Below are 25,987 nucleotides of genomic sequence, written 5' to 3'. Positions count from 1 at the left end.
GAATTGGATTTTTGGCTAATGTACCATTTATCGGTAAAAAATGAAAGCGTATTTTTTTTTTTGTTATGAATAATAACAGTTTAAAAATCTATTTAAATTGATTTTAAAATAAAACGGACGCTAAAATTATCAAAAAAACTGCATTTTCAGCAAAAATACTATTTGATTCCGAGTACTTGTTTTGCCAAAGCAATCATTTCTGGAGTTCCTGTATTTTTATTTTTTTCATCAGAAAGCTTTACTACGCCCTGCCAATGTGTATTATCCGGTTTTGTATCGGTTAATTTAATAACCATATTCATGGCAGGAAGACCAACATCATTCGTGAAATTTGTTCCAATTCCAAATGACATTTTGATTTTGTCCTGACAGAAATCGACAATCTTTTTTACCTTATCGTAATTTAATGAATCTGAAAAAACAATAGCTTTTGATTTGGGATCAATTCCCATTTTAACGTAATGCGAAATCACTTTTTGGGCAAATTCGATTGGATCGCCGCTGTCGTGTCGAACACCGTCAAAAAGCTTGGAATATTTTTTATCAAATTGATTGAAAAATATCTCTGTCGTGTAAGTATCTGTTAAGGCAATTCCGAGATCACCGCCATAAACTTGCGTCCAATGTTCCAAACTTATAGAATTGGCCATTTTAAAACCATATTGCGCGGCATGAAACATAAACCATTCATGGGCGTGCGTGCCCAAAGGTCTTCGGTTATTGACCATTGCAAAATGCACATTACTGGTGCCAATAAAACTTTGTCCACCGTATGTTTTTAAAGTTTCGTTTATTAAATCATGCACATCATAAGAATGACGGCGTCTTGTGCCGAATTCTAAAACCGAAACTCCTAATTTATTGTAATTGTCAATTTTCTCTTTCGTTAAATCTTTTATCGCTTCATCATTCAATCGAATTAAATGATTTGACTTATAAAAAAGTTCTGAGATTAGAGCCATCAAAGGCACTTCCCACAAAATGGTCCGGTACCAAAATCCTTCAACAGTAACTTTTATTTCTGACCCCTCCTGAGTAATATGAACTTCAGACGGATCAAAACTATATCCTTGTAGAAAATCTAAATAAGTGGGATCAAGATAAGGGCAGTAATGCGCTAGATAACTTTTTTCTTCTTTCGTTAACCGAAGATCTGCCATTGCATCTACAGAACTGCGAAGTAAATCTGCAAAACCGGCTGGAAAAATATGCTTTCCCCTATTTATAAATCCGTAACGAACTTTTGCCTTTGGAAAAAGCTTTATTACAGCATGCTGCATTGTAAATTTGTAGAAATCATTGTCTAAAATAGATTTCAGGAAAGTTGTTTCCATAGCTTTATAATTCGAATCATTACTGGCTAAGATACGGCAATTAAATCTATTTTGGAAGTATTTTGAAAGACACAATACTATTTGTATCCACAAAAATCGTGATATAATCTCCTACATTATTATCAATCAGAATTTCAAATTCTAAACCGCCTCGTTTCTCTTTTGGATTTTGAACTTTAACCGCCTGATTCTTTTTATTGAGATAAAAAACCTGATTGGATTTTGAAACATTTTTGATCTCAAAATCGATTTTATCTCCTCTTCTTACCTCTAAAATTCCAAAATCTGGAGCTTTTATTTTATAATCTTCTTCAATGGTTTTATTATAAATTAAAGGTCCGTTTAAAAAATCTTCTTTGCTTAGTCTACTTCCTAAAAAAGAACCCGAATCTGGAAAATGTTTGGCAAAGAAATAATCGGGATCTGTATCGAAATAAATAGGTGCAAAATCATTTACCATTCTGCCTTTACTGCTGTCATAATATCCTTGTCCCCAAGTGACATCAATCAAACGCCATTTTTTATCAATCAAAACCATATTCCACGCATGATTGGAGGATGTTGTTTTTCGTCCAATATCCCGAACTGAAGTTTTAGAATCTCCACGGACTATTTCACATTTAATTCCCACTAAAGTAGATAAATGCTGATACAAAGCCGTAAATCCTTCACAAACAGCCTTTTTCGAATTAAATGCCTTCTGAATCAAATCATCATTCATCTGTTTTATTTTTCGCTGCTTTTCAGCTTCTGACGAATAAGTAAAACCGCGCATTTTTGGCGGATTCAAATAAGCATTATAATCGTATCTTATATTGAGAGCAATCCAAGTGTAAATAGCACGTGCACGATCATAATCCGAATTAAAATCATTCTCGATTTTATCGGCTAACTTTTCTGTGGTATTAAAGCTTTTAGGATATTTTGCAACGATTTTATCTACTTCACTAAGCTTTTGTGCGAAAGTAAAATTTAGAAAAAAGATATGCAGAAAAAGAAATACAAAAGCAGTTTTGGGTATTCTCATTTTAAAAACAATCTTTGATAATATCTCTTAACTCTTTGTCTAATTCGGCATTAGAAATTTGATTTTTCTCTAAATCAAAATTGGCATTAAATGCCGGAAGCGAAAATGAAGCTTTAATTTCTGCACCATATCTTGGCAGAGCATTACGAGCTATTTCTAAAACAGATGCTCCGCCTCTCGTTCCAGGCGAAGTCGCCATTAAGAGCATTGGTTTTTTCTGAAAGACTTCTTTATTAATTCTCGAGCTCCAATCGAATATATTTTTAAATGCAGTTGAGTAATTGTTATTGTTTTCTGCCAATGAAACCACTAATACATCTGCGCTTTCTATTTTGTCAAGAAATGCTTTTGCAAGTTCATGCTGACCGATTTCTTTCTCAGTATCAACGCTGAAAATAGGCATTTCAAAATCATTTAAATCTAAAACTTCAACCTCAGCATTTTCAAATAAACTTGATGCATAAGTTGCTAAACGTTTATTGATTGAATGCTGGCTGTTACTTCCTCCAAAGGCTATTATTTTCATATTCGTGGTATTTATTTTATTTTAGTAACAAAGTTCTTGCCACATATTATAAAGTTTAATATTTTCGGCTATGCATTATTATCAATCTCGTAAATCTCTTTTTGAATCTCAACTGAATATTCGTTAGGATAAATTTTTCCGCCGTACGATTTTGCGTATACTTTGGTAAATTCTGCTCCAAAATACAGAATAATTGCCGAATAATAAACCCAAACCAGAATTATTATGACAGATCCCGCAGCACCGTAAACAGAGGCTACTGTAGAACTTCCTAAATAAAAACCGATAGCAAATTTACCAATCATAAAAAGCACTGCTGTAACTCCAGAACCTATAAAGGCATCTTTCCATCTTATTTTTCCGTCTGGAAGAGTTCTAAAAATTATGGCAAAAAGAAGAGTAATACTCGCCAGTACAATTACAACATTTACCACATAAAACAAGTAAACCGTACTCTCTGGAAAATATATTTTTAAGCGCGAGCTCACTAAATCTAAAGTTGTATTGACCAAAAGACTCACCAGCATTAAAAAACCTACTGATGCGATCATCGAAAAAGACATTAATCGATTCTGAATAAACTTCTTAACTCCTTTATCTGGCTTGGCGCGTAATCCCCAAATAAAATTAATAGAACTTTGTATTTCGGCAAAAACCCCCGAGGCTCCTATCAACAACATCACAATTCCGAAAATGGTTGCAAACATATTATCACCAGATAATTGAACATTTTTTATCGCTTCCTGAATTTGACCCGCTGCACTATTACCAACCATGCCATTTATTTGTCCATATAATTGACCAGTCACCGCATCTTCTCCAAAGAAAAAACCACAAATAGTAATGATGATAATCAACAAAGGAGGCAATGCAAATATGGTATAATAAGATAAAGCGGCACTTAGCTTGATAGCATTGTCATCGTTGAATTCTAAAAAGGTGTTTTTCAATAGAAACCATGACTTGGAGAATATATTTTTGATTTTCATTTGCTGATTTTTTGAGATACTCTCAAATTTACGCATTAATCAAAATCATAAATTCTCGTTTTTTAGAAGAATCTTATATTTTTTCCATGTTAGTTTGAAAATAAAAAGCAAAATGTTTATACGAATATTTATTGATAATGGCAAAAAATCCCTTTATCATAAACCGTCCATAAACTTGCTTTTTGATTGGCGGCTTTCAAAGCAGAATTTGCCCAAGTATTGCAAGTATAAAAAAGACTGTAACTTCCTTTTGCTTCATAAAAAGCATCTTTTTTTCCGTAGCTGTGACCTTCAATCCATTGTGGGTGAATTGGATCACTGAAACTATCTGAAATATAATTAACCAGACTTTGATAATTTTCTTTTGAAACTAGAATACGTTTACAATCTTCTCCCTCTTTTAATTGTTTAAAAAATGTAGTGTGCATAGCTGACGAACTTACTCCCAAAGCTGCTTTTAAAGCTGTGCTGGCTTTTAAATCTGACCATTCTGGTGTATCTAAATAAAAACCTTTGTCACCCCAACCAAAAGCGATAAAATTCATTAATGAATCTTTAGATTGGGTTTGACTGAATTGAATTTCGTTTCGCCAATCTTTAATTTCATTTTTTATCGGAACGACAATATCGGTATGAACGCCGTTTGAAAGTATATAAATGGGAATAGCGGTTTGCTCCTCAACTTTTGCAACATCTGAATTGACTGTGATTTTAGAGATAAAATAAACTGAAACCACATAAAGAGCAAGAAAACTGAAGATTCCGAAAAGTGTCCAGCCCAGAAATTTGAAGGTTTTTTTTAGCATTTTGATTAATTGATTTTAAATTAGTAATTGGTTATTTTTTCTGTAACCAATTTTTGAGCCAAAAATTTTGCTTCCTGAAAATACCAAATAGTTTTTTGTCATTTCGACTGAAAGGAGAAATCACACACGTAAATCCACAAAGGAGATCGCCAATCATTGTCGAGTTTCTAATGTGATTTCTCCTTTCAGTCGAAATGACAAACTATACTTGAAAAATTTAAATAAATCACCTTTTTAACATAAAAAAAACTGCTGAATCTCTCCAGCAGTTTTAATCTATTTTCTTGTTTCTTTCTTCTATTTTATCTAAAAAAAAAATTAAACGTTGAAACGGAAGTGCATTACATCACCGTCTTTAACAACATATTCTTTTCCTTCCACTTTGAATTTTCCAGCTTCTTTTGCTTTTGCTTCAGAACCATATTGTACGTAATCATCGTATGAAATAACTTCAGCACGAATGAAACCTTTTTCGAAATCGGTATGGATAACTCCAGCTGCTTGAGGCGCTGTAGCTCCAATATTGATTGTCCAGGCACGAACTTCTTTTACACCTGCTGTAAAATAAGTTTGTTGTTTTAGCAATTTGTAAGCCGCACGAATTAAAACAGAAGCTCCAGGCTCTTGTAATCCCATATCTTCAAGGAAAACCTGACGCTCTTCATAGCTTTCTAATTCAGTGATATCAGCCTCTGCTCCTACTGAAAGTACAATTACTTCAGCTTCTTCGTCTTTTACTAACTCACGAACTTGATCTACATATTTGTTTCCGTTTACTGCAGAATTTTCATCAACATTACAAACATATAAAACTGGTTTTGCAGTAATTAACTGAAAAGATTCCATTAAAACTTCTTCGTCATTACTTTGAGGAGTAATTGTACGAGCCGATTTAGCCTGTAATAATGCTTCTCTGATTCTGTCTAAAAGTGCTTTTTCAGTCTGAGCTTCTTTATTTCCTGTTTTAGCAGCACGATTTACTTTTTCCAAACGTTTTTCAACAGTTTCTAAATCTTTTAGCTGTAACTCAATATCTATAGTTTCTTTGTCGCGAATTGGGTTTACATTTCCGTCAACGTGAACAATATTATCATTGTCAAAACAACGTAAAACGTGAATAATAGCATTACACTCTCTAATGTTTCCTAAGAATTGGTTTCCAAGACCTTCACCTTTACTTGCTCCTTTTACTAAACCTGCAATATCTACAATATCTACAGTTGCCATTTGAACGCGCTCTGGTTTAACCAATTCTTCCAATTTGTTGATTCTTGGATCTGGAACGTTTACAACACCAATATTAGGTTCGATTGTACAAAACGGAAAGTTGGCACTTTGCGCTTTTGCATTAGATAAACAATTAAATAATGTTGATTTTCCAACATTTGGTAATCCTACAATTCCTGCTTTCATCTGTTTGTTTCTATTACTTTACACTAAACGTTGTAATTTAATGTATTATGATTTACTGTTTCTGCCAAAATGATATTTTTTGGCTTTAAAATTTTGCAAATATAAGATTTAATAGCTCTTGCGCGAAGTAAAATTGTTCATTAATATAATTTTAAAGTCATTCTTTAAAATTTTTAAACATTTCATTAAGATTTTGTTAAAATACATTACTTTTATAAAACTAATCAATAAAAAACAAATCAAAAAAAACCATTTACCATGAAAAAGATTGCATTATTTTTATTTCTGCTGAATTCAGCTTTCCTCTTTGCGCAAAAAGAGGTCTCGGGTGTTGTAAAAGACAAAACTGGCGCACCGCTTCCAGGCGTAAATATTGTTGAAAAAGGAACATCAAATGGAGTTTCTACTGATTTTGAAGGTAGTTTTAGAATAAATGTAAAGGAAGGTGCAACATTAGTTTTTAGTTATGTAGGATTTTCAACTGTGGAAAAAACAGCTTCTGGCGACAAGATAGACGTAGTTTTAGGTGAAAGTGATGGCCAGGTTTTAAATGATGTCGTGGTTGTGGGATCTAGAAACGCAAAAAGAACCGTTGTAAATTCAGCTGTTCCAATTGATGTAATTAATGTAAAGGACGTTACGACACAAAGTGGAAAAATCGAAATCAACCAGTTATTACAATATGTAGCGCCATCATTTAATGCCAATAAACAATCTGGTTCTGATGGTGCCGACCACGTTGATCCTGCTTCTTTAAGAGGTATGGGGCCTGATCAGACTTTGGTTTTGATTAATGGAAAAAGAAGACATCAATCTTCATTAATTAATTTATTTGGAACACGCGGCCGAGGCAATACAGGAACCGATTTAAATGCAATTCCTGCATCGTCTATAAAAAGAATTGAGATTCTGCGCGATGGAGCATCTGCGCAATATGGTTCTGATGCGATTGCCGGAGTTATTAACATTGTTACTAATGATAATGTAAATGAACTTACAGGTTCTATTACTTATGGCGTTTTTAACACAAATGCAAAAGGTGATTTCCTGCCGGGAACGCCAAATACCGAAGGTTATCGATTGGACAAAAACGGAAACGGGAATTCATACGGAAAAGATCAGGATTTTGACGGAGGCTCTGTAAGAGTTGCGGCAAATTACGGAACAGCAATTGGAAGCAAAGGGGGTTATGTAAACGTAACTGGTGAATTTTTAAACAAAAACAAAACATTAAGACCTGCGTACGATTTTAGAAAAGGTTTTGGTGATGCTGAAATGCAGGGAGTAAATTTGTTTGCAAATCTTGCTATTCCGATTTCTGATAAAACTGAGTTTTATGCTTTTGGAGGAAGTAACTTTAGAGATACTGACGCGTACGCTTTTACCAGAAATGACGGAGAAAGAGTTGTAGAATCTGTTTACCCAGGCGGTTACACTCCGCGAATTACTTCTAAAATTAATGATAATTCTGTCGCAGCAGGAATTAGAACTGAAACTTCTGGCGGCTGGAAATTTGACTTAAGCAATACTTTTGGTAAGAATAAATTTCAATATGAAATAAAAGGAACGATCAATGCTTCTCTTGAAGAAAATTCGCCGCTCCAATTTGATGCAGGTGGACACAGTTTACTTCAAAACACAACCAATTTTGACATTTCAAAAAATTACGGCGATGTTTTAAGCGGCTTAAATATTGCTTTTGGAACAGAATTTAGAGTTGAAAAATTCGAGATTTTTGCAGGTGAAGAAGGTTCTTATACTACTTATGACACCAACGGACAGCCTATAACAGATCCGACTACACAAAGTGCCCCAATTGACCCAATCTCTGGAGAACCAAGACCAGGAAGTTCACAAGGTTTTCCTGGCTACAGTCCGGCAAATGAAGTGAATAAAGATCGTACAAACTTTTCTCTTTATGCAGATGCAGAATTGGATGTTACAGAAGCTTTAATGTTCAGCGGTGCCGTTCGTTTTGAAAATTATAGTGACTTTGGAAGTACTGTAAACGGAAAATTGGCTTCAAGACTTAAAATTACAGATCATATTAATGCCAGAGGATCTGTTAGTACTGGATTCCGTGCACCGTCTTTAGCTCAGATTTACTATAATTTACGTTTCACTAATTTTAATGCCAGCGGGGCAACTGAAGTTTTACTGGCTCCAAATGACAGTCCTGTTACAAGAGCTTTTGGAATTAATAAATTGAACGAAGAAAAAGCAGTAAATGCTTCATTAGGATTTACAGGTTCGTTTGGAGATTTTACTGCAACAATCGATGGCTATTATATTCAAGTAAAAGATCGTATTGTTCTTACGGGATATTTTGACGCAAGTGCATTAAACCTTGGTGTTTCTGAGGCACAATTTTTCGCTAATGGTGTAGACACAAGCACTCATGGTTTGGATATCGTTTTTTCTTGGAAGAAACAATTTGACTTTGGACAGTTTGGCGCAACATTAGTTGGAAACATTAATGACATGAAAATTGACAAGGTTAAAAATGGCGCTTTAGACGAAGCAACTTTCTTTGGAAAACGCGAAAAAGCCTTTTTATTAGCTTCTGCTCCAGATAATAAATTCGGATTAAATCTTACATATGCTAAAAATAAATTTGATGCTGGATTGGCTTTTACACGTTTCAGTAAAGTCGTTTTAGTAGATTACGCAGACGAAGACGATGTATACAATCCGAGATTAATTACGGATTTAACTGTTGGATATCAATTCACTAAAAGTTTGAAATTAACCCTTGGAAGCAATAACTTATTTAATGTTTATCCAACAAAACAAGATGAACAAGGAAACACAGAAGCCGGTGGTTATTGGGATGCTGTACAAATGGGATTCAGCGGGGCATATTACTATGCAAGACTTGGATTTAATTTTTAATGCATAATGGCTTCGATTTCGCTCAGCCTGACAAACTTTGATTGGTTTGATGCAAATTTTGCAGATCTCTCATTTTTGTCCTCCTGAGCGAAGTCGAAGGACATGTAAGAAGCTCCATACAGCAAAAAATCTTAGCGAGTGCTTCGACTTCGATCAGCCTGACGATACATTATCAATAGTTTATAAACGAAAAATCCTGAACAATTAAGTTCAGGATTTTTTTTCTGCTTATATAATTACAATTTAAATTCTAATGAGGCAATAATCGCTTTTTCTTCATCGGTAGCGGTAAAACCAGAAATATCCCAATAATTGGTCAAAATCTTATTCTTTTTATTAAACAGTGATTTTTCTTTAAAAACATCACTTTCGCTGTAGGTAAAATTTTGTCTGTTGAAATTTGTTGTTGTAAAGCTGTTTCTAACCTGAATCTTTTTAACTGTTTCTTTTAGAATTAAGTTATAGGCGATTTCTTCATTAGAATTCAGCAGATAATAATCTTCTCCATCAAATCTGTAGTTTACTTTTACAAAAGACCTTGTCAAATTCTTTACATTTACCGTTGTTTTTTCCTCTATTTTATCAAGATTTTGAGGTGTTATATCAACTGTAAATTCAACAATAAGTTTCTTCTCGGGGTCATATATAATTTCGAAATTATCTATAGCTTCTTTCGCTTTATCTAACGGATAAATGGACATTACATAATAATCTTTGTTTTTAGCATGCCCTTTAATAGTAAAATCATATTCTTTTTTAGCTTTTGAATCCAATAAAGGATCAAAATATTTAAAACTCGAATAATTCTCCATTATATCATTCAAATTATAACCCCTCAAATCTGAACTTATATCAGACTCCAATAATCCGTAAGAACGGTTTTGTTCTACCAGTAAAGTCGGGGTATTATTTTTGTTGAATTGAAAATTGACCAATCCGTCATTATAATAGGAATATTGATTGTCGAGCATAAAAAATTCTCGAACATACACCTTCAAACGATGCGAAATACTTATTTTGTCTTTCGAGTTCGAAACTATTTTTTGAAGGATTTTTTGAGGATTTTCTTTTGAGACAACCACTTCATCTAAGTTCTCTTTTTTGTTTTTGAGATATACTGTAAATTCATTCTCCTTTAAAGAAGTCCAGCGAATTGTCAAATTTTCATAATTCATTTCTGAAACTTGGACATTTGAACCGCCGCTCAAAACAAAAGTAACTTTACCATCTTCGTTAGTCAATAAAACTTGCTTGGTTTTTAAGACAACCACGGTAGCATTTTCAACCGGCTGTAAAGTTTCGATATCTTTTACAAGAATAGAATACTCTTCGCTTTGTGCAAAAACGCTTACATTGTTAAGTAATACGACAAATAAAAGTAGCAATTTCTTCATAGGCGTTATTAAATTTTCAACTAAAGTATTAATTTTTTAACAATTACGCAACACACTAAAAATAAAACATTCGTTATCAAGACACTACCTTTAAAATTACCTGATTTCAGGGTAAAAAAAAAATCCTGAGTTTTTAGAACTCAGGATTATATTTTGAAATATTAAAACTAATTATTCTCCGTGTAAAAACGCTTGTCTTTCTAACAAAGTTTCTTCGTCTTCAACGTGATTGTCATCCGGCACACAACAGTCTACTGGGCAAACAGCAGCACATTGAGGCTCATCGTGGAAACCTTTACATTCTGTACATTTACCTGGTACAATATAGTAAACCTCGTCAGAAATTGGAGTTTGGGCATCATCTGCATCAACTTCAGTTCCGTCAGGTAAAACTATTTTTCCGGTAAGACTTGTTCCGTCTTTATATCTCCAGTCATCTGCTCCTTCATATATTGCTGTATTCGGGCACTCTGGTTCACAGGCCCCGCAGTTTATGCATTCGTCAGTTATAATAATTGCCATTTTTTTAGTCTTAAAGTTAAAAGTCTTAAAGTTATAAAGTCAAACAAACAAAAAGACATTTTCTTTTGACTTGATGACTTTTGACTTTCGACTTAATTATGCTTATTTTTGTGCAAAATTACAATCAAAACAATTCATAAGCAAACATTATGACATTAGAAACAAAAAAAAGTGTTTTTGTTGAATTAGGAAAATTTTTAAGTCAGTTTTCTGAAGAGCAATCCGTGCAAAAATCTGACGTTCTATATAATGATATCTTTTTTGAAGATTTTAAAAAACTTATACATTTATCCCAATCTCATAACGGATGGTATACACCTGAACAGGTTTACTTCGCATTACAGTCTTGGGCAGCAGCTTTAACAGAAGAAAACCTCAACAAATGGCTTTCTCAATACGAAGCTGACTTCGCTCAAAATGACAGCAAGGAAAAAACTGTTGCTTTGATATTGGCTGGAAACATTCCATTAGTGGGCTTTCATGATTTCTTATCGGTTTTAATTACAGGCAACAAAGCTTTAATCAAAACATCATCAAATGATCAGCACTTATTACCTTTTTTGGCTAAATATTTAATTGCTGTAGATGAAAGTTTGAAGGATAAGATCACTTTCGTGGAAGGAAAACTAGAAAATTTTGATACTGTAATTGCTACAGGAAGCAACAATACTTCGCGCTATTTTGAATATTATTTTAAAGACAAGCCTTCGATTATTCGCAAAAACCGAAATTCGGCAGCTATTTTAACTGGCAAAGAAACCCATGAAGAACTGGAGCAATTAGGCGAAGATATATTTAGATATTTTGGTTTAGGGTGCAGAAACGTTTCAAAGCTTTTTGTCCCGAAAGGATATTCTTTTGATGCCTTTTTTCAGGCTATTTTCAAATATCAAGACGTTATTCATTATGAAAAATACGCTAATAATTACGATTATAACAAAGCCGTATTTTTAATGAGTAATTTTAAATTGTTAGATAATGGTTTTCTAACATTGAAAGAAGATTCCAGCTACGCCTCTCCTATTTCGAGTGTTTTTTATGAGTATTATGAAAACCTTGAAGAACTTCAAAAACGCCTTGAAAACGACTCAGAGCATATTCAATGCATTGTAAGCGAAAAATTAACTACAGATAGCATAGCATTCGGAGAAACGCAAAAACCGCAATTGTGGGATTACGCAGATAATGTCGATACTATAACGTTTTTGTTAACAACAAAGTAATAAAATGTTTAATTATTTCGAATATTTTAACTCTTTTTCGGCTCTTATTACCGAAATTTGCGTCTTTAAAATTTTCGACTATTAACAACAACCATGAAAAAACACAACTACAGCGCAGGACCAAGTATTTTACCTCAAGAAGTTTTTGAGAAAGCATCAAAAGCAATTTTAAATTTTAATGATTCAGGATTATCTATTCTTGAAATTTCGCACAGAAGCAAAGATTTTGTTGCTGTTATGGAAGAAGCGCGATCCCTTGCTTTAGAATTATTAGGACTTCAAGGAAAAGGTTATCAAGCTTTATTTTTACAAGGTGGTGCAAGTACAGCATTCTTAATGGCTCCATATAATTTAATGAAAGAAAATGGAAAAGCGGCTTATTTAGACTCAGGAACATGGGCAACTGCTGCTATTAAAGAAGCTAAACTTTTTGGAGAAACTGTTATCGTAGGTTCTTCAAAAGACGACAATTATACTCATATTCCAAAAGGTTACGAAATCCCAGCTAATGCTGATTATTTCCACTGCACAAGTAATAACACAATTTTTGGAACTCAAATGAAAGATTTCCCAGCAACAAATATTCCTGTTGTCTGCGATATGAGTTCTGATATTTTTTCACGCGAATTAGATTTTTCTAAATTTGATTTGATCTATGCTGGAGCTCAAAAAAACATGGGACCTGCCGGAACTACTCTTGTTGTGGTTAAAGAAGAAATCTTAGGCAAAAACGGAAGAACAATTCCTAGTATGTTAGATTATGCTAAACATATCAAAGCAGAAAGTATGTACAATACTCCTCCTGTTTTCTCTGTTTATGTTTCTCTTTTAACTTTACAATGGATCAAAGAAAAAGGCGGAATTGCTGCTGTTGAAAAATTAAACAACGCAAAAGCAGAATTACTTTACGCTGAAATCGACAGAAATCCATTATTCAAAGGCGCAGCAGCAGTTGAAGATCGTTCGAATATGAATGTAACTTTCTTATTGAACAATCCTGAACACACTGAAACTTTTGACGCTTTATGGAAAGCTGCAAACATTTCTGGATTGCCAGGACACCGTTCTGTTGGTGGTTACAGAGCTTCTATCTACAACGCAATGCCAATCGAAAGCGTTCAGGTTTTGGTTGATGTAATGAAAGCGTTGGAATCTAAAGTTTAGTTTTCAGTCTCAGTCTCAGTCTCATCTCAGTTTTCAGCTAAAAATATCAAAAAAAAGAAAAATCAAATAGTTGGTTCATCGATTAAACAATTAAACGTAAAAACAGTTAAACCTTTACACGATTCACCAAATAAACAATAAACACACAATGAAAGTATTAGCAAATGATGGAATTTCTAAAAGTGGAATTCTAGCCTTAGAAAAAGGCGGATTTGAAGTTATAACTACAAAAGTAGCTCAAGAACAAGTAGCTAACTATATAAACGAAAACAATATTGACGTAATTTTAGTTCGTAGTGCAACTAAAGTTCGCAAAGACATTATCGACGCTTGTCCTGGCATTAAAATTATTGGACGTGGTGGTGTTGGTATGGATAACATTGATGTTGACTATGCTAAAAGCAAAGGAATTCATGTAATCAATACTCCTGCTTCATCTTCAGAATCTGTTGCTGAATTAGTTTTCGGACACTTATTTAATGGTGTGCGTTTTTTACATGATTCTAACAGAAATATGCCTCTTGAAGGAGATAGTAATTTTGACGGTTTGAAAAAAGCTTATGCTAACGGAACTGAATTAAGAGGAAAAACTTTAGGTATTGTTGGTATTGGCCGTATTGGTCAGGCTACTGCGAAAATGGCTCTTGGTTTAGGAATGAAAGTTATCGCTGCAGATAGTTTTATTCCAGAAGTAGATATTAAAGTTGAATTTTTCGACGGACAATCTATTACAACTAAAGTAGTTTCTCAATCTTTAGAATCTTTGTTTAAAGAAGCTGATTTCATTACATTACACGTTCCTGCTCAAAATGGCTACATCGTTGGTGAGAAAGAATTTGAAATTATGAAAGACGGCGTTGGAATTGTTAACTGTGCTCGTGGAGGTGTTATTGATGAGGTTGCTTTAGTAAAAGCATTAGACTCTGGAAAAGTTGCTTTTGCTGGATTAGATGTTTTCGAAAGCGAGCCAAAACCAGAAATGGCAATTTTAATGCACTCTAAAATCTCTTTGACGCCGCACATTGGAGCTGCAACTGGAGAGGCACAAGATAGAATTGGTACTGAATTAGCTTCACAAATTATTACTTTATTGAGCTAATCAACTATAATTAAAACACTTACAAAGGGATTTATTAACATCGTTTAATAAATCCCTTTCTTTTTTTGTTTAAATTTGAGTTCTAATCTAAATCCTAAAAATCATGTTTGAACAATTAACCCAATTAGTACAACAATATGGAGGCGATGCAGTTGTAAACAATAACGCTGTTCCAAACGAACACAACGAAGCCGTAATCAACGAAACGAGTAGTTCTATTTTTGAAAGTTTAAAAAAGATTGTTTCTGAAGGAGGAACTGAACAAATTGCAGGATTGTTTAGCGGTAAAGAAGCTATTAACAGTTCAAATCCTGTAGTTCAGCAAATTCAGCAACAATTAAGCGGCAGTCTTGGTCAAAAATTCGGACTAAGCAGTGCAGACTCAAATGGAGTTGCGTCTAATTTAATCCCCCAGATTTTAGGCTCTTTAGTTAATAAAGCAAAAGATCCAAATGACAATAGTTTTCAAATTTCTGACATTATCAATTCTATTTCTGGAAACAGCGGACAAGCTTCAGGAATTATGGAAACCATATCTAAATATGGAATGCAATTTGGCTTAGACCAAAACAATGACGGAAAAGTCGATGTTGCTGATGTTTTAGTCGTGACCAAAACTAAAGGCGGTATTGCAGGGTTTATTGGAAAATTGTTTGGAAGTAAATAGTCTAGGTACAAAGTTTCAAAGAAACAAAGGCCTAAAAAAACACTAAAAACTGATTGCAAATTTGTAATCAGTTTTTATTTTTATAAGTTAAAGCTTTGTTACTTTGAACATTTGCCCCTCTGAACCTTAAAAAAATTTCGTAAATTTAAAGTATGAAAAAATGCATTTCCATATTAATTGTAATACTGACAATAATTGCTTGTTCTACAACATCGCAAAATATTGCCAGTGCTGATAATGCATCAAACAAAAAAGTTAATGATACCGTAAGAATAGCCAATGATTCTTTAGAATATGAAGTGATTATAATTGACAATGGTTTTAATTACTGGCTTGCATCGAGAGCATTACCCAGAAACCACTATTCTTTGGCTTATCTCGAAAACAAAAATCAGCAATATGTAACCGAATGGAATATTAGAGCTACGCAGCCCAATCGTTACAACCCGAATTTATACGAAATGACAATAGATTATCAGCCTCAGATTCATTATGGATATGAAGTGAATTATTTAATTTATAACTACATGATTTATTTTCAAAATACTTACAAACAAAAACTCGCAGGGTATGTGCCGCAACGATAATGTTAGTATATTTGTAATGGTTATAAATAAATAATGGAGAGACTTAAAAAACGCTGGGGAATTACATCCAACCTACAAGCCGTAATCATATTTATTGTATTTGCTATCACCGGATCGGCATCTGCATGGATTTCTAGACCCTTTTGCGACTGGGTAGGAATTTACAAAGAAGATTTTGGCGCCGTTTGGTTTACTTTAATCCGTTTATTAATAATCTTTCCTATTTACCAAGTTTTATTAGTTGCCATTGGTGCTATTTTTGGACAATTCCGCTTCTTTTGGAACTTCGAAAAGAAAATGCTTAAAAGAATGGGACTTGGATTTCTTTTTAAAGATTAACTCTTTAGCAGTCATTTTCTAAACAACCGTTCTGGTTCAAACATTTTACTTTTCACTTTCCTTAAACTTTTTAGCTTTTTTTCGAAACGCAATTTTTAAAATTGATAGCGATACAATTCCCTTTATTTATTAAATATTGATATTACAATTAATCGATATAAAAAAACGTATAACATTTTTTTGAAGTATTTTTTTTAATAAAACCGCATACAGAACAGGATGGTGCAGGATAGTTTTTTTCGTAGTAATAATAATTTTACAATAGCTAAAAACATATTTTAAATCTGATTATCAGTTATTTAAAAAATAAAATTTGAGCTAAGATTATTTTACTTACTAACCAAACCACCATTGACATGCTGAAAAATTACTTAAAACGCTCCGTAATGGCGACGATTACTTGTCTCATTGCGCCGATGACAATCATTTTGGCCCAAAATCCAATTGTAAAAATTGACTTTGATCAAGCAGGAAGACCTAAAGCCGAAGTAAACGATCCAGATTACACTTCTTGGGTAATAGCCTCCGGAAATACTAGTACTTATACCGAAAATGGAGTTACACTTACCATTACACGAGTGGGAAATAATGGAGATGCTCTTGGAACCAATTGGTACAAAACAGGAATACAAGCTCCCTCCTACGCCAGATTAGTAAGCGATGGTTTAACTGTGAAAGGGACAACTGCAAATCTAGGGGCGCAGATAGAACTTAAAATAAGCGGTTTAGCAACTGGCGAACATTCCTTTTTAGCTTTTTTTAATGCTGTTGACAGTCCATCTGGAAATAACTTTAGCCCAATTGACATTTCTATTAATGGAAATTTGGTTGTCGATAATTTAATTCCTTCCGTAAGAGCTCTTAAAACTGCCGATGCCAAATCTACCTATCTAAAATTTCAAGCTGTAACAGGAACAGATGTTGTGATTCTAATTGCTGCAGAAACCTCAGGCACAGAAAATATTAAAAACATTATGCTTAACGGTTTTGAACTTAATACACCTAATATTTTTTATCAGGCCACAAATCCAAATCCGAAACAAAATAATGAACACGTCGAATTAATTTCTGGCGGTAAATTACTGCAGTGGACAGCGGCCGCAAATGCGGTTTCTCACAATATCTATTTCGGAACAGATCCAGCAGCTGTCGACAATGCTTCGACATCTTCGCCAGAATACAAAGGAAATCAAGCTTTAGCTAATACTTCTTATCAAGTAAACGGATTATATACAGGAGCTACTTATTACTGGCGTATCGATGAAGTTCTGGCAAACGGAGTTGAGAAAGGAAATACTTGGCGTTTTCGTCCAGCCCAGCTTGCATTTCCTGAAGCGGAAGGATATGGTCGTTTTGCAAGAGGCGGACGCGGCGGCAAAGTTGTTGCCGTAACCAATCTAAACGACAGTGGACCAGGAAGTTTCCGCGAAGCTGTCACAAATGATATTGGACCAAGAACAATCATATTTAACACATCTGGAATTATTCAATTACAATCTCGTCTTGTTTTAAGTCAGCCCTACGTTACAGTTGCAGGACAGACGGCACCTGGAAAAGGTATTTGCATTCGCACTGCTCCTTTTGGAGTTACTGGAAATGATGCCATAGTACAAAATCTAAGAGTTCGAATTGGGGCTGGGCCAACTTTCGACGGAATGGGATTAACTGGCGCAGACAACAGCATTATTGACCATTGTTCTATCAGCTGGACGATAGACGAATCTTTCAGATCTCGATCAGGAAAAAATATAACACTGCAAAAAACACTAATTTCCGAAGCTCTCAACGCGGCTAATCATCAAAATTATCCAGCAGGAACAGAGCATGGTTACGCGGCTACAATTGGTGGAGATATTGGAAGTTTTCATCATAATTTACTAGCACACTGCTACGGTCGTAACTGGAGTCTTGGTGGCGGCTTAGACGGAAGCGGCGCCTATACCGGCAGAATGGACATCACGAATAATATTGTTTACAACTGGGGAAACAGAACAACCGACGGCGGAACTAAAGAAGTAAATTTTGTAAACAACTATTACAAACCAGGCGCAGGTACCAAAATATTTGTAGCATTTAATCAGCAGAATGAAGGCGTTGGAACTGGAATGCAGCAATGTTATTTTAACGGAAATGTAATGCCGGGTTATTTCGACGAAAGCAATCAGACTGCAGGACGAAAAGCTTCAGGAAATGCTGTTACTTATGAGAATTTTGTCAACACTCCCTTTTTCCCTTCTTATGTAACTACACAATCTGCCAAAAATGCTTATAAAATTGTACTGTCAGATGTTGGATGCACACAGCCTGAATTTGATGAGCACGATCAAAGAATTATCACAGAAACTTTAAACGGAACTTATTCTGCTATTGGAAGCGTAACTGGCAAACCTGGATTTCCTGACAACGAAGCTGATGTCGGCGGATTTGAAGTTTATCCAATTATAAATAGAGACGCCAGCTGGGATACTGATCAAGATGGTCTTCCAAATTGGTGGGAAACAATTATTGGAACTAATATAAATTCTGCAATTGGCGATTTTTCAGATACAAATGCAGATCCTGATTTAGACGGATATACTAATCTTGACAACTATCTGCAATGGATATCCTTGCCTCATTACGAATCTCCAGAAGGAACAAAAATTGATATTAATATTCAAAAATTATCAAGAGGATTCACAAGTGGTGTTTCTTATGTTATTTCTAATGCAGTTAACGGAAACGCAGTACTTAATACAGATACTGTTGCATTTTCACCAACAGCAGACGGACTTTGTTCTTTTGAGTTTACAGTTACTGATTCTGAAGGTGGATCAATGAAAAGAAAAGTTAATATTATAAGCGGACAAAGCTTAACTTTAGGAACTAAAGAAGTAATCAAAGAAGCAAAAAACAACTCTTTTAATGTGTGGCCGATTCCAAGCAGCGGCTCTTTTTCAGTTTTTATTGACAATGAAGAATCAGAAAGTGCTGATCTTAAAATTTATGATATTTCTGGAAAAGAGTTAGTACAGAAAAAAATCAGGAACAATACAGCCGAAACAATTCACTTGAATTCTAAAGGCGTTTTTCTAATTAAAGTTATTAATCCTCAAACGAAGAAAACACAGTACATCAAAAAAATCATTGTTCAATAAGAAGATAGTCAAAGACGGTTTTTACAAACCGTCTTTACTTTTTTGAAAGAAATAAGTATAAATCCAAGTCAACGTAAAAGACGGAATAACGTCAGTAAAAGGCAGTAATTCTTCTAGAAAAGTTAAAAAACCCGCCACTTTACCTACTCTTCCTCTATACATCCTAGTCATTATTACACCAGCAATTGGAGCCCAGACCACATCTGAAAACTCACCAAGAAGCGGAATCGAAAATGAGATCATACCAATTCCGTCCAAAACTAATCCTATAATTAATTTTGACATTCTGTTATCTTCTGCAACTTCTAGATTTTGCATAACGTATTTATTTTTAAGTTATTCGAAATTAAAAATAATTCATGAAACTATATTATTTCTTTTACTAGTTTAATTTCCAAGATTCCCATATCAATTTACGTACCGATTTTAGATTTTAGTCCCGAAGCCTCGGGATAGATTTTAGATTTTAGATTTCTTAAAATCGCTTCGCTCTTTTGGAATTTGGAATTTTAAAAATTGGAATTTGACCATTGCCTTTTGATATTGATTTTTGATATTGATTTTTGTAATTTGATATTGATTATAATCTTCGTTTCTTTGTAAAAAGAGTTTTCTAAATGATACACGCAAAAAACATACATAAATTCTACGACAAACTTGAAGTTTTAAAAGGAGTCGATTTACATATTAAAAAAGGCGAAATTGTTTCGATCGTTGGTGCTTCTGGCGCGGGAAAAACGACTTTACTGCAGATTTTAGGAACTTTAGACAAACCAGATCATAGTCCAGATTCATCATTAACGATTAATGGTAAAAATGTACTGGAATTACAAGATCTCAAAAACGATAATTCAAAACAAGAAAAGACATTTAAAATCATTACTTGGGCTGGCTCTCTTTACATTGTTATTTTAGCTGTTTATTTGATGTTTTTTAGAACCAAAGTTTTCGACGACACACTTCGATTAGTAGTAGTTGGAATTCTTTTTCTGCCAATATTTTCAATGCTTATTTATTATAACAGATATTTTAAAAAGAAAAGCAGACAAGACAAAACATTATCCGATTTTAGAAACTTAAACCTTGGTTTTATTTTTCAGTTTCATCAGCTTTTACCTGAGTTTACAGCTTTAGAAAACGTTTGTATTCCAGCTTATATTGCTGGAAAAAAAACTTCAGAAACAGAAGCCGAAGCTAAAAAACTGCTTACTTATTTAGGACTCTCACACAGAATTAATCATAAACCGAGCGAACTTTCGGGCGGAGAACAACAACGTGTGGCGGTTGCAAGAGCGTTGATCAATAAACCAGATGTTATTTTTGCCGATGAACCTTCTGGAAATCTAGACACGCATTCTGCCGAAAATCTTCACCAACTATTTTTTCAGCTTCGAGACGAATTCGGACAGACTTTTGTAATTGTAACCCACAACGAAGAATTGGCTAATATGGCTGATAGAAAGCTCGTAATGTCTGACGGACAAATTATTTCTTAATGATTTTAATTGCAATCAGCTGGATCTACATTTTAGTCACAACCATTAATTTAGGTGTTGGCTTCGATAAATTAATGAATCTCAGCAATAAAAATTTTGTAATTACATCTGTACTTGGATTATTCTCGACAACTATACTAGCGAGTATTTGGGCAATTTTCGGAAGAATTAATATCGAATTTCATATTGTTTTAATACTTCTGAATATTTTTTCATTTCTAAAATTTCGCAATCCAATTATTGATCTTTACAAGTCATCTTTATTAGAACTGAAACAGCTGCCAAAAAGACTGAAAATCGTTCTAGGTATTGTTTCTGTTCTGATTATTTTACAATGTGCGTCAATTCCTTTTGCAATTGATAACGAATCCTACTATATTCAAACTATAAAATGGCTTAACGAATATGGCTTTGTAAAAGGGCTTGCAAATCTCCATTTATTTTATGGACAAATGAGTGGCTGGCATATTACGCAAAGTGTTTTTAATTTTTCATTTTTATATAAAAATTTCAATGATTTAAGTGGTTTTTGCTTACTATTAGGAAATGTATTTGCCATTCTGAAACTAAATGAATACAGCAAAAATGACAACAAAAATTATCTGTTAGTTGGATTGCTTCCTTTATTTAATATTTTCTTTTTTCAATTTGTAAGCGCACCTTCTCCAGATATTCCTGTTTACATTTTCTCGTTTATTTTGTTCTTTTATTTTTTAGAAAATTTCAAACAGATAACTTCTCAGACATTTGGTTTGCTTTTGATTTTAGTACTTTTTTTACTCTACATCAAAAACACAACTCTAACATTTGCAGTTTTTCCTTTAATTTTATTAGTCTTTAATTTCAAATCGTTATCAGGAAAACTTCTAAAACCGATTTTATTAAGCACATTAATAATCGTGCTCTTTTTCATTAAAAACCTAATTATCTGCGGATCTCCTCTCTTTCCATCTAAAATATTCACAGCAATTGCAACAGATTATGCTATCCCGAGTAGAATTCAAACTTTTTATTATGACAATCTGAAGTATTATGGCTATTTTATTACAGCTGAGAAATACAATTCAATGTCTGTTTGGGATTTATTTATAAAATGGATTACGCTGCCAAAACTGAATGGATTATTTAATAAACTTAGTGTATTTTTGATTCTAGTCTTACCTATTTTTATATATAAGTTTAAAAATGAAAAAGCTCTTTGGCTACTTTATGTCAATATGATATTGCAAATATTTTTACTTTTAATAACCTCTCCACAATATCGCTTTTTCATTCATTTTGTTTTATTTTTCTCTGTATTTTGTTTGGTATGTTTAATACAGAACAAAAAACTATTAAATGCAGTATTAGTGCTTTCACAAATCCCAATTGCAATAATTTTATTTTTCCCTTTTAATATAAGTAAACTTTCAAATCATAAATCGTTGATGGAAATAAGTACATTTTCTATTAACAATATTGTTTTTCCTTACCAAAATTCAAAAAGCAATACGTCCTTCGAGACTATACAATTAGGAAATTTGAAGTATAATTCTCCTCAAAAAAATGCTTTTTTATGGGCAGGCGGTAATGGAGATTTGCCTTGTGTCAATAAAAAACAAATTGATACTTTTGAAAAAAACTTTCAGTACATTCCCCAAATGCGTACTAATGAATTAAAAGATGGATTTTACGCAAAAAAAATCTCGAAAAATGAATAAATCCGAACTAAAAGAATTTCTTGACGAAAAAGTCATTCAATATAACAATCAGGATTTTATCGAAAGCGATCCTGTACAAATTCCGCATCTTTTTACCCAAAAAGAAGACATTGAAATTGCTGGTTTTTTAAGCGCATCTATCGCGTGGGGAAACCGCAAAATGATCATCAAGAATTCACATAAAATGATGGAACTAATGGGCAACACGCCTTATGATTTCGTCATGTCACATTCTGATGAAGATTTAGCCAGACTTGAAACTTTTGTTCATCGAACTTTTAACGGAAAAGATTTTTCTGGTTTTATAAAAGGTTTACAGCACATTTATAAAAACCACAACGGACTTGAAGCTGTTTTTGCTAAAAACCAGCAAGAAAACAGTTTGCAGAAAAGCATTCATGAATTCAAAAAAACATTCTTTGAGATTGATCATTTGGCAAGAACACAGAAACACATTTCAGATCCGTTGAATAATTCGGCTGCCAAAAGAATTAACATGTATCTCCGCTGGATGGTGCGCCAAGATACAAAAGGCGTCGATTTAGGAATCTGGAAAAGCATTTCTCCTGCTGCACTATCTTGTCCGCTTGATGTACATTCTGGGAACGTTGCCCGCAAACTTGAAATTCTTTCGCGAAAGCAAAACGACGCCAAAGCATTGCTGGAATTGGATACCAAATTAAGAGAAATGGATGCCCAAGATCCTGTAAAATATGACTTTGCTTTGTTTGGCTTGGGAGTTTTTGAAGGGTTTTAAAATTTTAATCTGTATCTCAGGCTTAGCGATCCAGAGACTTCGGGAGGAGTCCCCGTTCCAATCGTTACGCTCTTCTTCATAATCTGCGAATCGCTCAGAGTGACATTCAAGATGGTAATGCGACATCAAAAATTACAAATTCAACAAAAAACCATGAATTTAACGTACATTTGCACAAAATTTAAAGCAAATGAGCACTTTCGAAAAATTTAATCTTCCAAAATCAGTACAAAAAGCAATAGACGATTTAGGGTTTGTTACACCAACTCCTATTCAGGAAAAATCTTTTTCAGTGATTACTTCTGGCCGAGATATGATGGGAATTGCACAAACCGGAACTGGTAAAACATTTGCATATTTACTGCCGCTTCTAAAATTATATAAATTTACAAATACCAATACACCTAAAATTGTAGTTCTTGTTCCAACCCGCGAATTAGTAGTTCAGGTTGTAGAAGAAGTTGAGAAACTGACTAAATACATGTCGGTTAAAACTTTAGGAATTTACGGCGGGGTAAACATCAATACCCAAAAGAAAGCCGTTTACGAAGGTGTCGATATTTTAGTGGGAACTCCAGGTCGTACCATGGACTTAGCTCTTGATGCTGTAGTTCGCTTTGACGAAACTCAAAAACTAGTAATTGATGAGTTTGACGAAATGTTGAATTTAGGTTTCCGTACACAATTGACTGCGCTTTTGGCAATGATGAAACCAAAACGTCAAAATATTTTATTCTCAGCAACTATGACAGATGAAGTTGATGCGATTTTAAATGATTATTTTGATTTTCCTGAAGAAGTTACTTTAGCTGCTTCTGGAACTCCGTTAGAAAAAATTACACAGATTACATATAATGTTCCAAACTTTAATACCAAAGTAAACCTTTTAAAGCATTTACTAGAGACTGACGAAAGCATGGAACGTATTCTGATTTTCGTTAATAATAAAAAGATTTCAGACATGCTTCATACTCGTATTGAAGAAATGTTTGAAGGTCAGTTTGGAGTCATTCACTCTAATAAATCTCAGAATTATCGTTTAAGCACGATGGCAGAATTTCAAGAAGGAAATCTGCGCGGATTAATTACTACCGATATTATGGCGAGAGGTTTGGATATTTCTAATATCTCTCACGTTATAAACTTCGAACTTCCAGAATTACCAGAACTTTACATGCACAGAATTGGGCGTACTGGTCGTGCTGATGCAACAGGAACGGCTATCAGTTTTGTTACACCGCGTGAAGAAGAATTTAAAATCGAAGCCGAAGTTTTAATGAATCAGGAACTTAAAGTCGCTGATTTCCCAGAAGAAGTTGAGATTTCATCTAAATTAATAGAACCTGAAAAAGACAGACAGCCCATTAAGTTTTTAATGAAAAAACCAAAATTGGACGGAGACGGTGCTTTTCATGAAAAATCGAAAAAGAACAAGAAAGTCAATCTTGGAGGTCCTTCAAAAACAAAAAAGAAAACACATGGTTCTGTTAACAGAAATATGCTGAAGACTAGAGATAAGAAGAGAAAAGATAAGGATAAATAGATTTTTTAAAAGTTGCAAAGGTTCAAAGAGACAAAGGTTCAGAGGTTTTGCTATTTTAAAGATAAAAAAAGGCTCAAAAATAAACTTTATTTTTGAGCCTTTCTTGCCTTTGAGCCTTTGCACCTCTGAGTCTTTGTCCCTCCAAAAAAGCTATATTTTCGTAAAAACCAATCCAACCGGCGAACACAATTCGATTCTTTTTCCAGTATCTGTGATTTTTCCAGTTGTTTTATTTCTTTTAAAAATAATGATATCATTAGTATATTGATGACCAACTAAAAGATAATTTCCTGTTGGGTCAATAGCGAAATCTCTTGGGCCTTTTCCTAAAGTGCTTTGCTGCTCTACCAATTCAATGTCTCCTGTTTTAAGAATTTTATAAACCGAAATAGAATTGGCATCTACACGATCAGAAACATATAAAAAGTTTCCGTCTGGCGAAATTTTGATTGCTGCTGCACCTGTTCCGCCAGTAAAACCTTTTGGAAGAATGCTTGTTTCGGCAATTAGTTTTAGATTTCCAGTTTTATCATAACTAAAAGTCGTTAAAGTTCCGTCTAATTCCTGAACTAAATACACGAATTTCCCATCTTTACTAAAAGTCAAATGTCTTGGCCCGCTTCCTTTCTTTACATCAACACTACCTTTAAGAGTCAGCATTTCGTTTGTAGAATTCGGATTGTACCTATAAATAAACACTTTATCTAAACCTAAATCATTAGACAGAACGAATTTTTTATCTGGAGAAAAAACCACCATATGCACGTGCGCTTTTTCCTGACGCGCCGCGTTTGGCCCTTTTCCTTCATGCTGAATTATTTGCTGCACCTCAGTAAGACTTCCATTTGGTTTTTTCTTAAAAACTACAATGTTTCCGCCAGAATAATTGGCAACAATTACATTTTTATCATCATTAATTAAATGACAAGGATCTGCACCTAAAGAAGCATTTGTATTTAATAACTTTATTTTTCCCGAAGCCGAATTATAGCTAAAAGAGCTGACAGCACTTTGAGTTCCGTTTTCGTTTACAGCATAGATAAATTTATTATCAGCAGAAACAGATAAATAACTTGGACTGATAACATTTTCTGAAGAATTCTTTAATTTTAAACCGCCTGAAGAAGCATCAAATTCATAAACGTAAATTCCTTTGCTCTCGCAGGTATTTGTATAAGTTCCAACCAATAAGTTGAATTTATTTTGAGCTTTTACCGTGGTCAGTGATAAAGCTGAAAATAAAAATAAATATATTTTTTTCATAGTTTGTTTTTTTGAATCAGCTAAAATAAGGAATAAAATCGTTTTGAAATAGTTTCTTTGTTACAAAAGAAATGGCAAAAGTTACATTTTTCGAACCACATAAAATTTA

Annotated in this window: 21 protein-coding genes and 2 pseudogenes; 13 read left to right on the top strand and 10 right to left on the bottom strand. The window is 33.7% G+C overall.

Features of this window, described 5'->3' with window-relative positions:
• Positions 1-158: 158 nt before the first annotated feature.
• From pncB to ychF, 6 genes are all read right to left on the bottom strand, one after another.
• Positions 159-1,334, bottom strand: coding sequence for a nicotinate phosphoribosyltransferase (gene pncB / locus HYN86_RS11540; RefSeq protein ID WP_113678162.1), 1,176 nt, complete (start codon positions 1,332-1,334; stop codon positions 159-161).
• 46 nt (positions 1,335-1,380) lie between these two features.
• Positions 1,381-2,361 (bottom strand): transglutaminase domain-containing protein, encoded by a 981-nt coding sequence (locus HYN86_RS11535; RefSeq protein WP_113678161.1) that lies wholly within the window; start codon positions 2,359-2,361, stop codon positions 1,381-1,383.
• 1 nt (position 2,362) lies between these two features.
• On the bottom strand, positions 2,363-2,887 hold the full coding sequence (locus HYN86_RS11530) for an NADPH-dependent FMN reductase (RefSeq protein ID WP_113678160.1): 525 nt from the start codon (positions 2,885-2,887) through the stop codon (positions 2,363-2,365).
• A gap of 68 nt (positions 2,888-2,955) precedes the next feature.
• The gene (locus HYN86_RS11525; RefSeq protein ID WP_113679923.1) at positions 2,956-3,876 is read right to left on the bottom strand and encodes a YihY/virulence factor BrkB family protein; all 921 of its coding nucleotides are present in this window, start codon (positions 3,874-3,876) and stop codon (positions 2,956-2,958) included.
• Between the two features lie 128 nt (positions 3,877-4,004).
• A complete protein-coding gene (locus HYN86_RS11520; protein ID WP_113678159.1) occupies positions 4,005-4,682 on the bottom strand; it encodes a TIGR02117 family protein in 678 nt (225 codons plus the stop codon).
• A 318-nt stretch (positions 4,683-5,000) separates the two neighbouring features.
• Positions 5,001-6,095 carry a redox-regulated ATPase YchF gene (ychF, locus tag HYN86_RS11515; RefSeq protein WP_113678158.1) on the bottom strand — a complete coding sequence of 365 codons (1,095 nt, stop codon included), beginning with the start codon at positions 6,093-6,095 and terminating at the stop codon, positions 5,001-5,003.
• Positions 6,096-6,353: 258 nt separating this feature from the next.
• Here ychF and HYN86_RS11510 point away from each other — a divergent pair, with 258 nt between their 5' ends.
• Positions 6,354-8,987 carry a TonB-dependent receptor gene (locus tag HYN86_RS11510; RefSeq protein WP_113678157.1) on the top strand — a complete coding sequence of 878 codons (2,634 nt, stop codon included), beginning with the start codon at positions 6,354-6,356 and terminating at the stop codon, positions 8,985-8,987.
• Positions 8,988-9,223: 236 nt separating this feature from the next.
• Here the strand turns inward: HYN86_RS11510 and HYN86_RS11505 are convergent, their stop codons facing one another.
• The gene (locus tag HYN86_RS11505) at positions 9,224-10,381 is read right to left on the bottom strand and encodes a peptidase associated/transthyretin-like domain-containing protein (RefSeq protein WP_113678156.1); all 1,158 of its coding nucleotides are present in this window, start codon (positions 10,379-10,381) and stop codon (positions 9,224-9,226) included.
• A gap of 171 nt (positions 10,382-10,552) precedes the next feature.
• On the bottom strand, positions 10,553-10,903 hold the full coding sequence (locus tag HYN86_RS11500; RefSeq protein ID WP_113678155.1) for a 4Fe-4S dicluster domain-containing protein: 351 nt from the start codon (positions 10,901-10,903) through the stop codon (positions 10,553-10,555).
• Between the two features lie 149 nt (positions 10,904-11,052).
• Between HYN86_RS11500 and HYN86_RS11495 the strand changes: the two genes are divergently transcribed.
• The 7 genes from HYN86_RS11495 (at position 11,053) to HYN86_RS11465 (ending at position 19,119) form a co-directional block, all read left to right on the top strand.
• Entirely contained in the window at positions 11,053-12,126 is a 1,074-nt protein-coding gene (locus tag HYN86_RS11495) for an acyl-CoA reductase (RefSeq protein ID WP_113678154.1), read from the top strand.
• A gap of 93 nt (positions 12,127-12,219) precedes the next feature.
• Positions 12,220-13,290, top strand: coding sequence for a 3-phosphoserine/phosphohydroxythreonine transaminase (gene serC / locus HYN86_RS11490; RefSeq protein WP_113678153.1), 1,071 nt, complete (start codon positions 12,220-12,222; stop codon positions 13,288-13,290).
• Positions 13,291-13,438: 148 nt separating this feature from the next.
• Positions 13,439-14,389, top strand: a complete 951-nt coding sequence (locus tag HYN86_RS11485; protein WP_113678152.1) for a D-2-hydroxyacid dehydrogenase — start codon at positions 13,439-13,441, stop codon at positions 14,387-14,389.
• Positions 14,390-14,492: 103 nt separating this feature from the next.
• Positions 14,493-15,056: a hypothetical protein gene (locus HYN86_RS11480; RefSeq protein ID WP_113678151.1), complete on the top strand. Its 564-nt coding sequence runs from the start codon at positions 14,493-14,495 to the stop codon at positions 15,054-15,056.
• 152 nt (positions 15,057-15,208) lie between these two features.
• Positions 15,209-15,643, top strand: a complete 435-nt coding sequence (locus HYN86_RS11475; protein ID WP_113678150.1) for a DUF6146 family protein — start codon at positions 15,209-15,211, stop codon at positions 15,641-15,643.
• Positions 15,644-15,676: 33 nt separating this feature from the next.
• Positions 15,677-15,982: a DUF6787 family protein gene (locus tag HYN86_RS11470; RefSeq protein ID WP_113678149.1), complete on the top strand. Its 306-nt coding sequence runs from the start codon at positions 15,677-15,679 to the stop codon at positions 15,980-15,982.
• Positions 15,983-16,338: 356 nt separating this feature from the next.
• Positions 16,339-19,119 (top strand): T9SS type A sorting domain-containing protein, encoded by a 2,781-nt coding sequence (locus tag HYN86_RS11465; protein WP_230406354.1) that lies wholly within the window; start codon positions 16,339-16,341, stop codon positions 19,117-19,119.
• 21 nt (positions 19,120-19,140) lie between these two features.
• Here HYN86_RS11465 and HYN86_RS11460 read toward each other — a convergent pair whose 3' ends face one another.
• A complete protein-coding gene (locus HYN86_RS11460; RefSeq protein WP_113678148.1) occupies positions 19,141-19,437 on the bottom strand; it encodes a hypothetical protein in 297 nt (98 codons plus the stop codon).
• A 299-nt stretch (positions 19,438-19,736) separates the two neighbouring features.
• On the opposite strand from HYN86_RS11460, the pseudogene HYN86_RS21275 reads away from it, so the two are divergent.
• The 5 genes and pseudogenes from HYN86_RS21275 to HYN86_RS11440 all read left to right on the top strand — a co-directional run.
• Positions 19,737-19,949 (top strand): annotated as a pseudogene (locus HYN86_RS21275) (ATP-binding cassette domain-containing protein); the annotation flags it as partial.
• Between the two features lie 216 nt (positions 19,950-20,165).
• Positions 20,166-20,615: pseudogene (locus HYN86_RS21270) on the top strand (ABC transporter ATP-binding protein); the annotation flags it as partial.
• On the top strand, positions 20,615-22,315 hold the full coding sequence (locus HYN86_RS11450) for an LIC_10190 family membrane protein (protein WP_113678146.1): 1,701 nt from the start codon (positions 20,615-20,617) through the stop codon (positions 22,313-22,315). The pseudogene HYN86_RS21270 and the gene HYN86_RS11450, both read left to right, overlap by 1 nt.
• Positions 22,308-23,072: a TIGR02757 family protein gene (locus HYN86_RS11445; protein WP_113679921.1), complete on the top strand. Its 765-nt coding sequence runs from the start codon at positions 22,308-22,310 to the stop codon at positions 23,070-23,072. The genes HYN86_RS11450 and HYN86_RS11445 overlap by 8 nt, the downstream gene beginning before the upstream one ends.
• A 190-nt stretch (positions 23,073-23,262) precedes the next feature.
• Positions 23,263-24,615 carry a DEAD/DEAH box helicase gene (locus HYN86_RS11440; protein WP_113678145.1) on the top strand — a complete coding sequence of 451 codons (1,353 nt, stop codon included), beginning with the start codon at positions 23,263-23,265 and terminating at the stop codon, positions 24,613-24,615.
• Positions 24,616-24,765: 150 nt separating this feature from the next.
• On the opposite strand, the gene HYN86_RS11435 is transcribed toward HYN86_RS11440, so the two are convergent.
• Complete coding sequence (locus HYN86_RS11435) at positions 24,766-25,878, bottom strand: lactonase family protein (RefSeq protein ID WP_113678144.1); 1,113 nt, start codon at positions 25,876-25,878, stop codon at positions 24,766-24,768.
• Positions 25,879-25,987 lie beyond the last annotated feature (109 nt).

The organism is Flavobacterium fluviale (assembly GCF_003312915.1).
Classification (GTDB): Bacteria; Bacteroidota; Bacteroidia; order Flavobacteriales; family Flavobacteriaceae; genus Flavobacterium; species Flavobacterium fluviale.
Note: the sequence above shows the minus strand (reverse complement) of the source record. Positions and strands in the feature narration are given on the sequence as shown.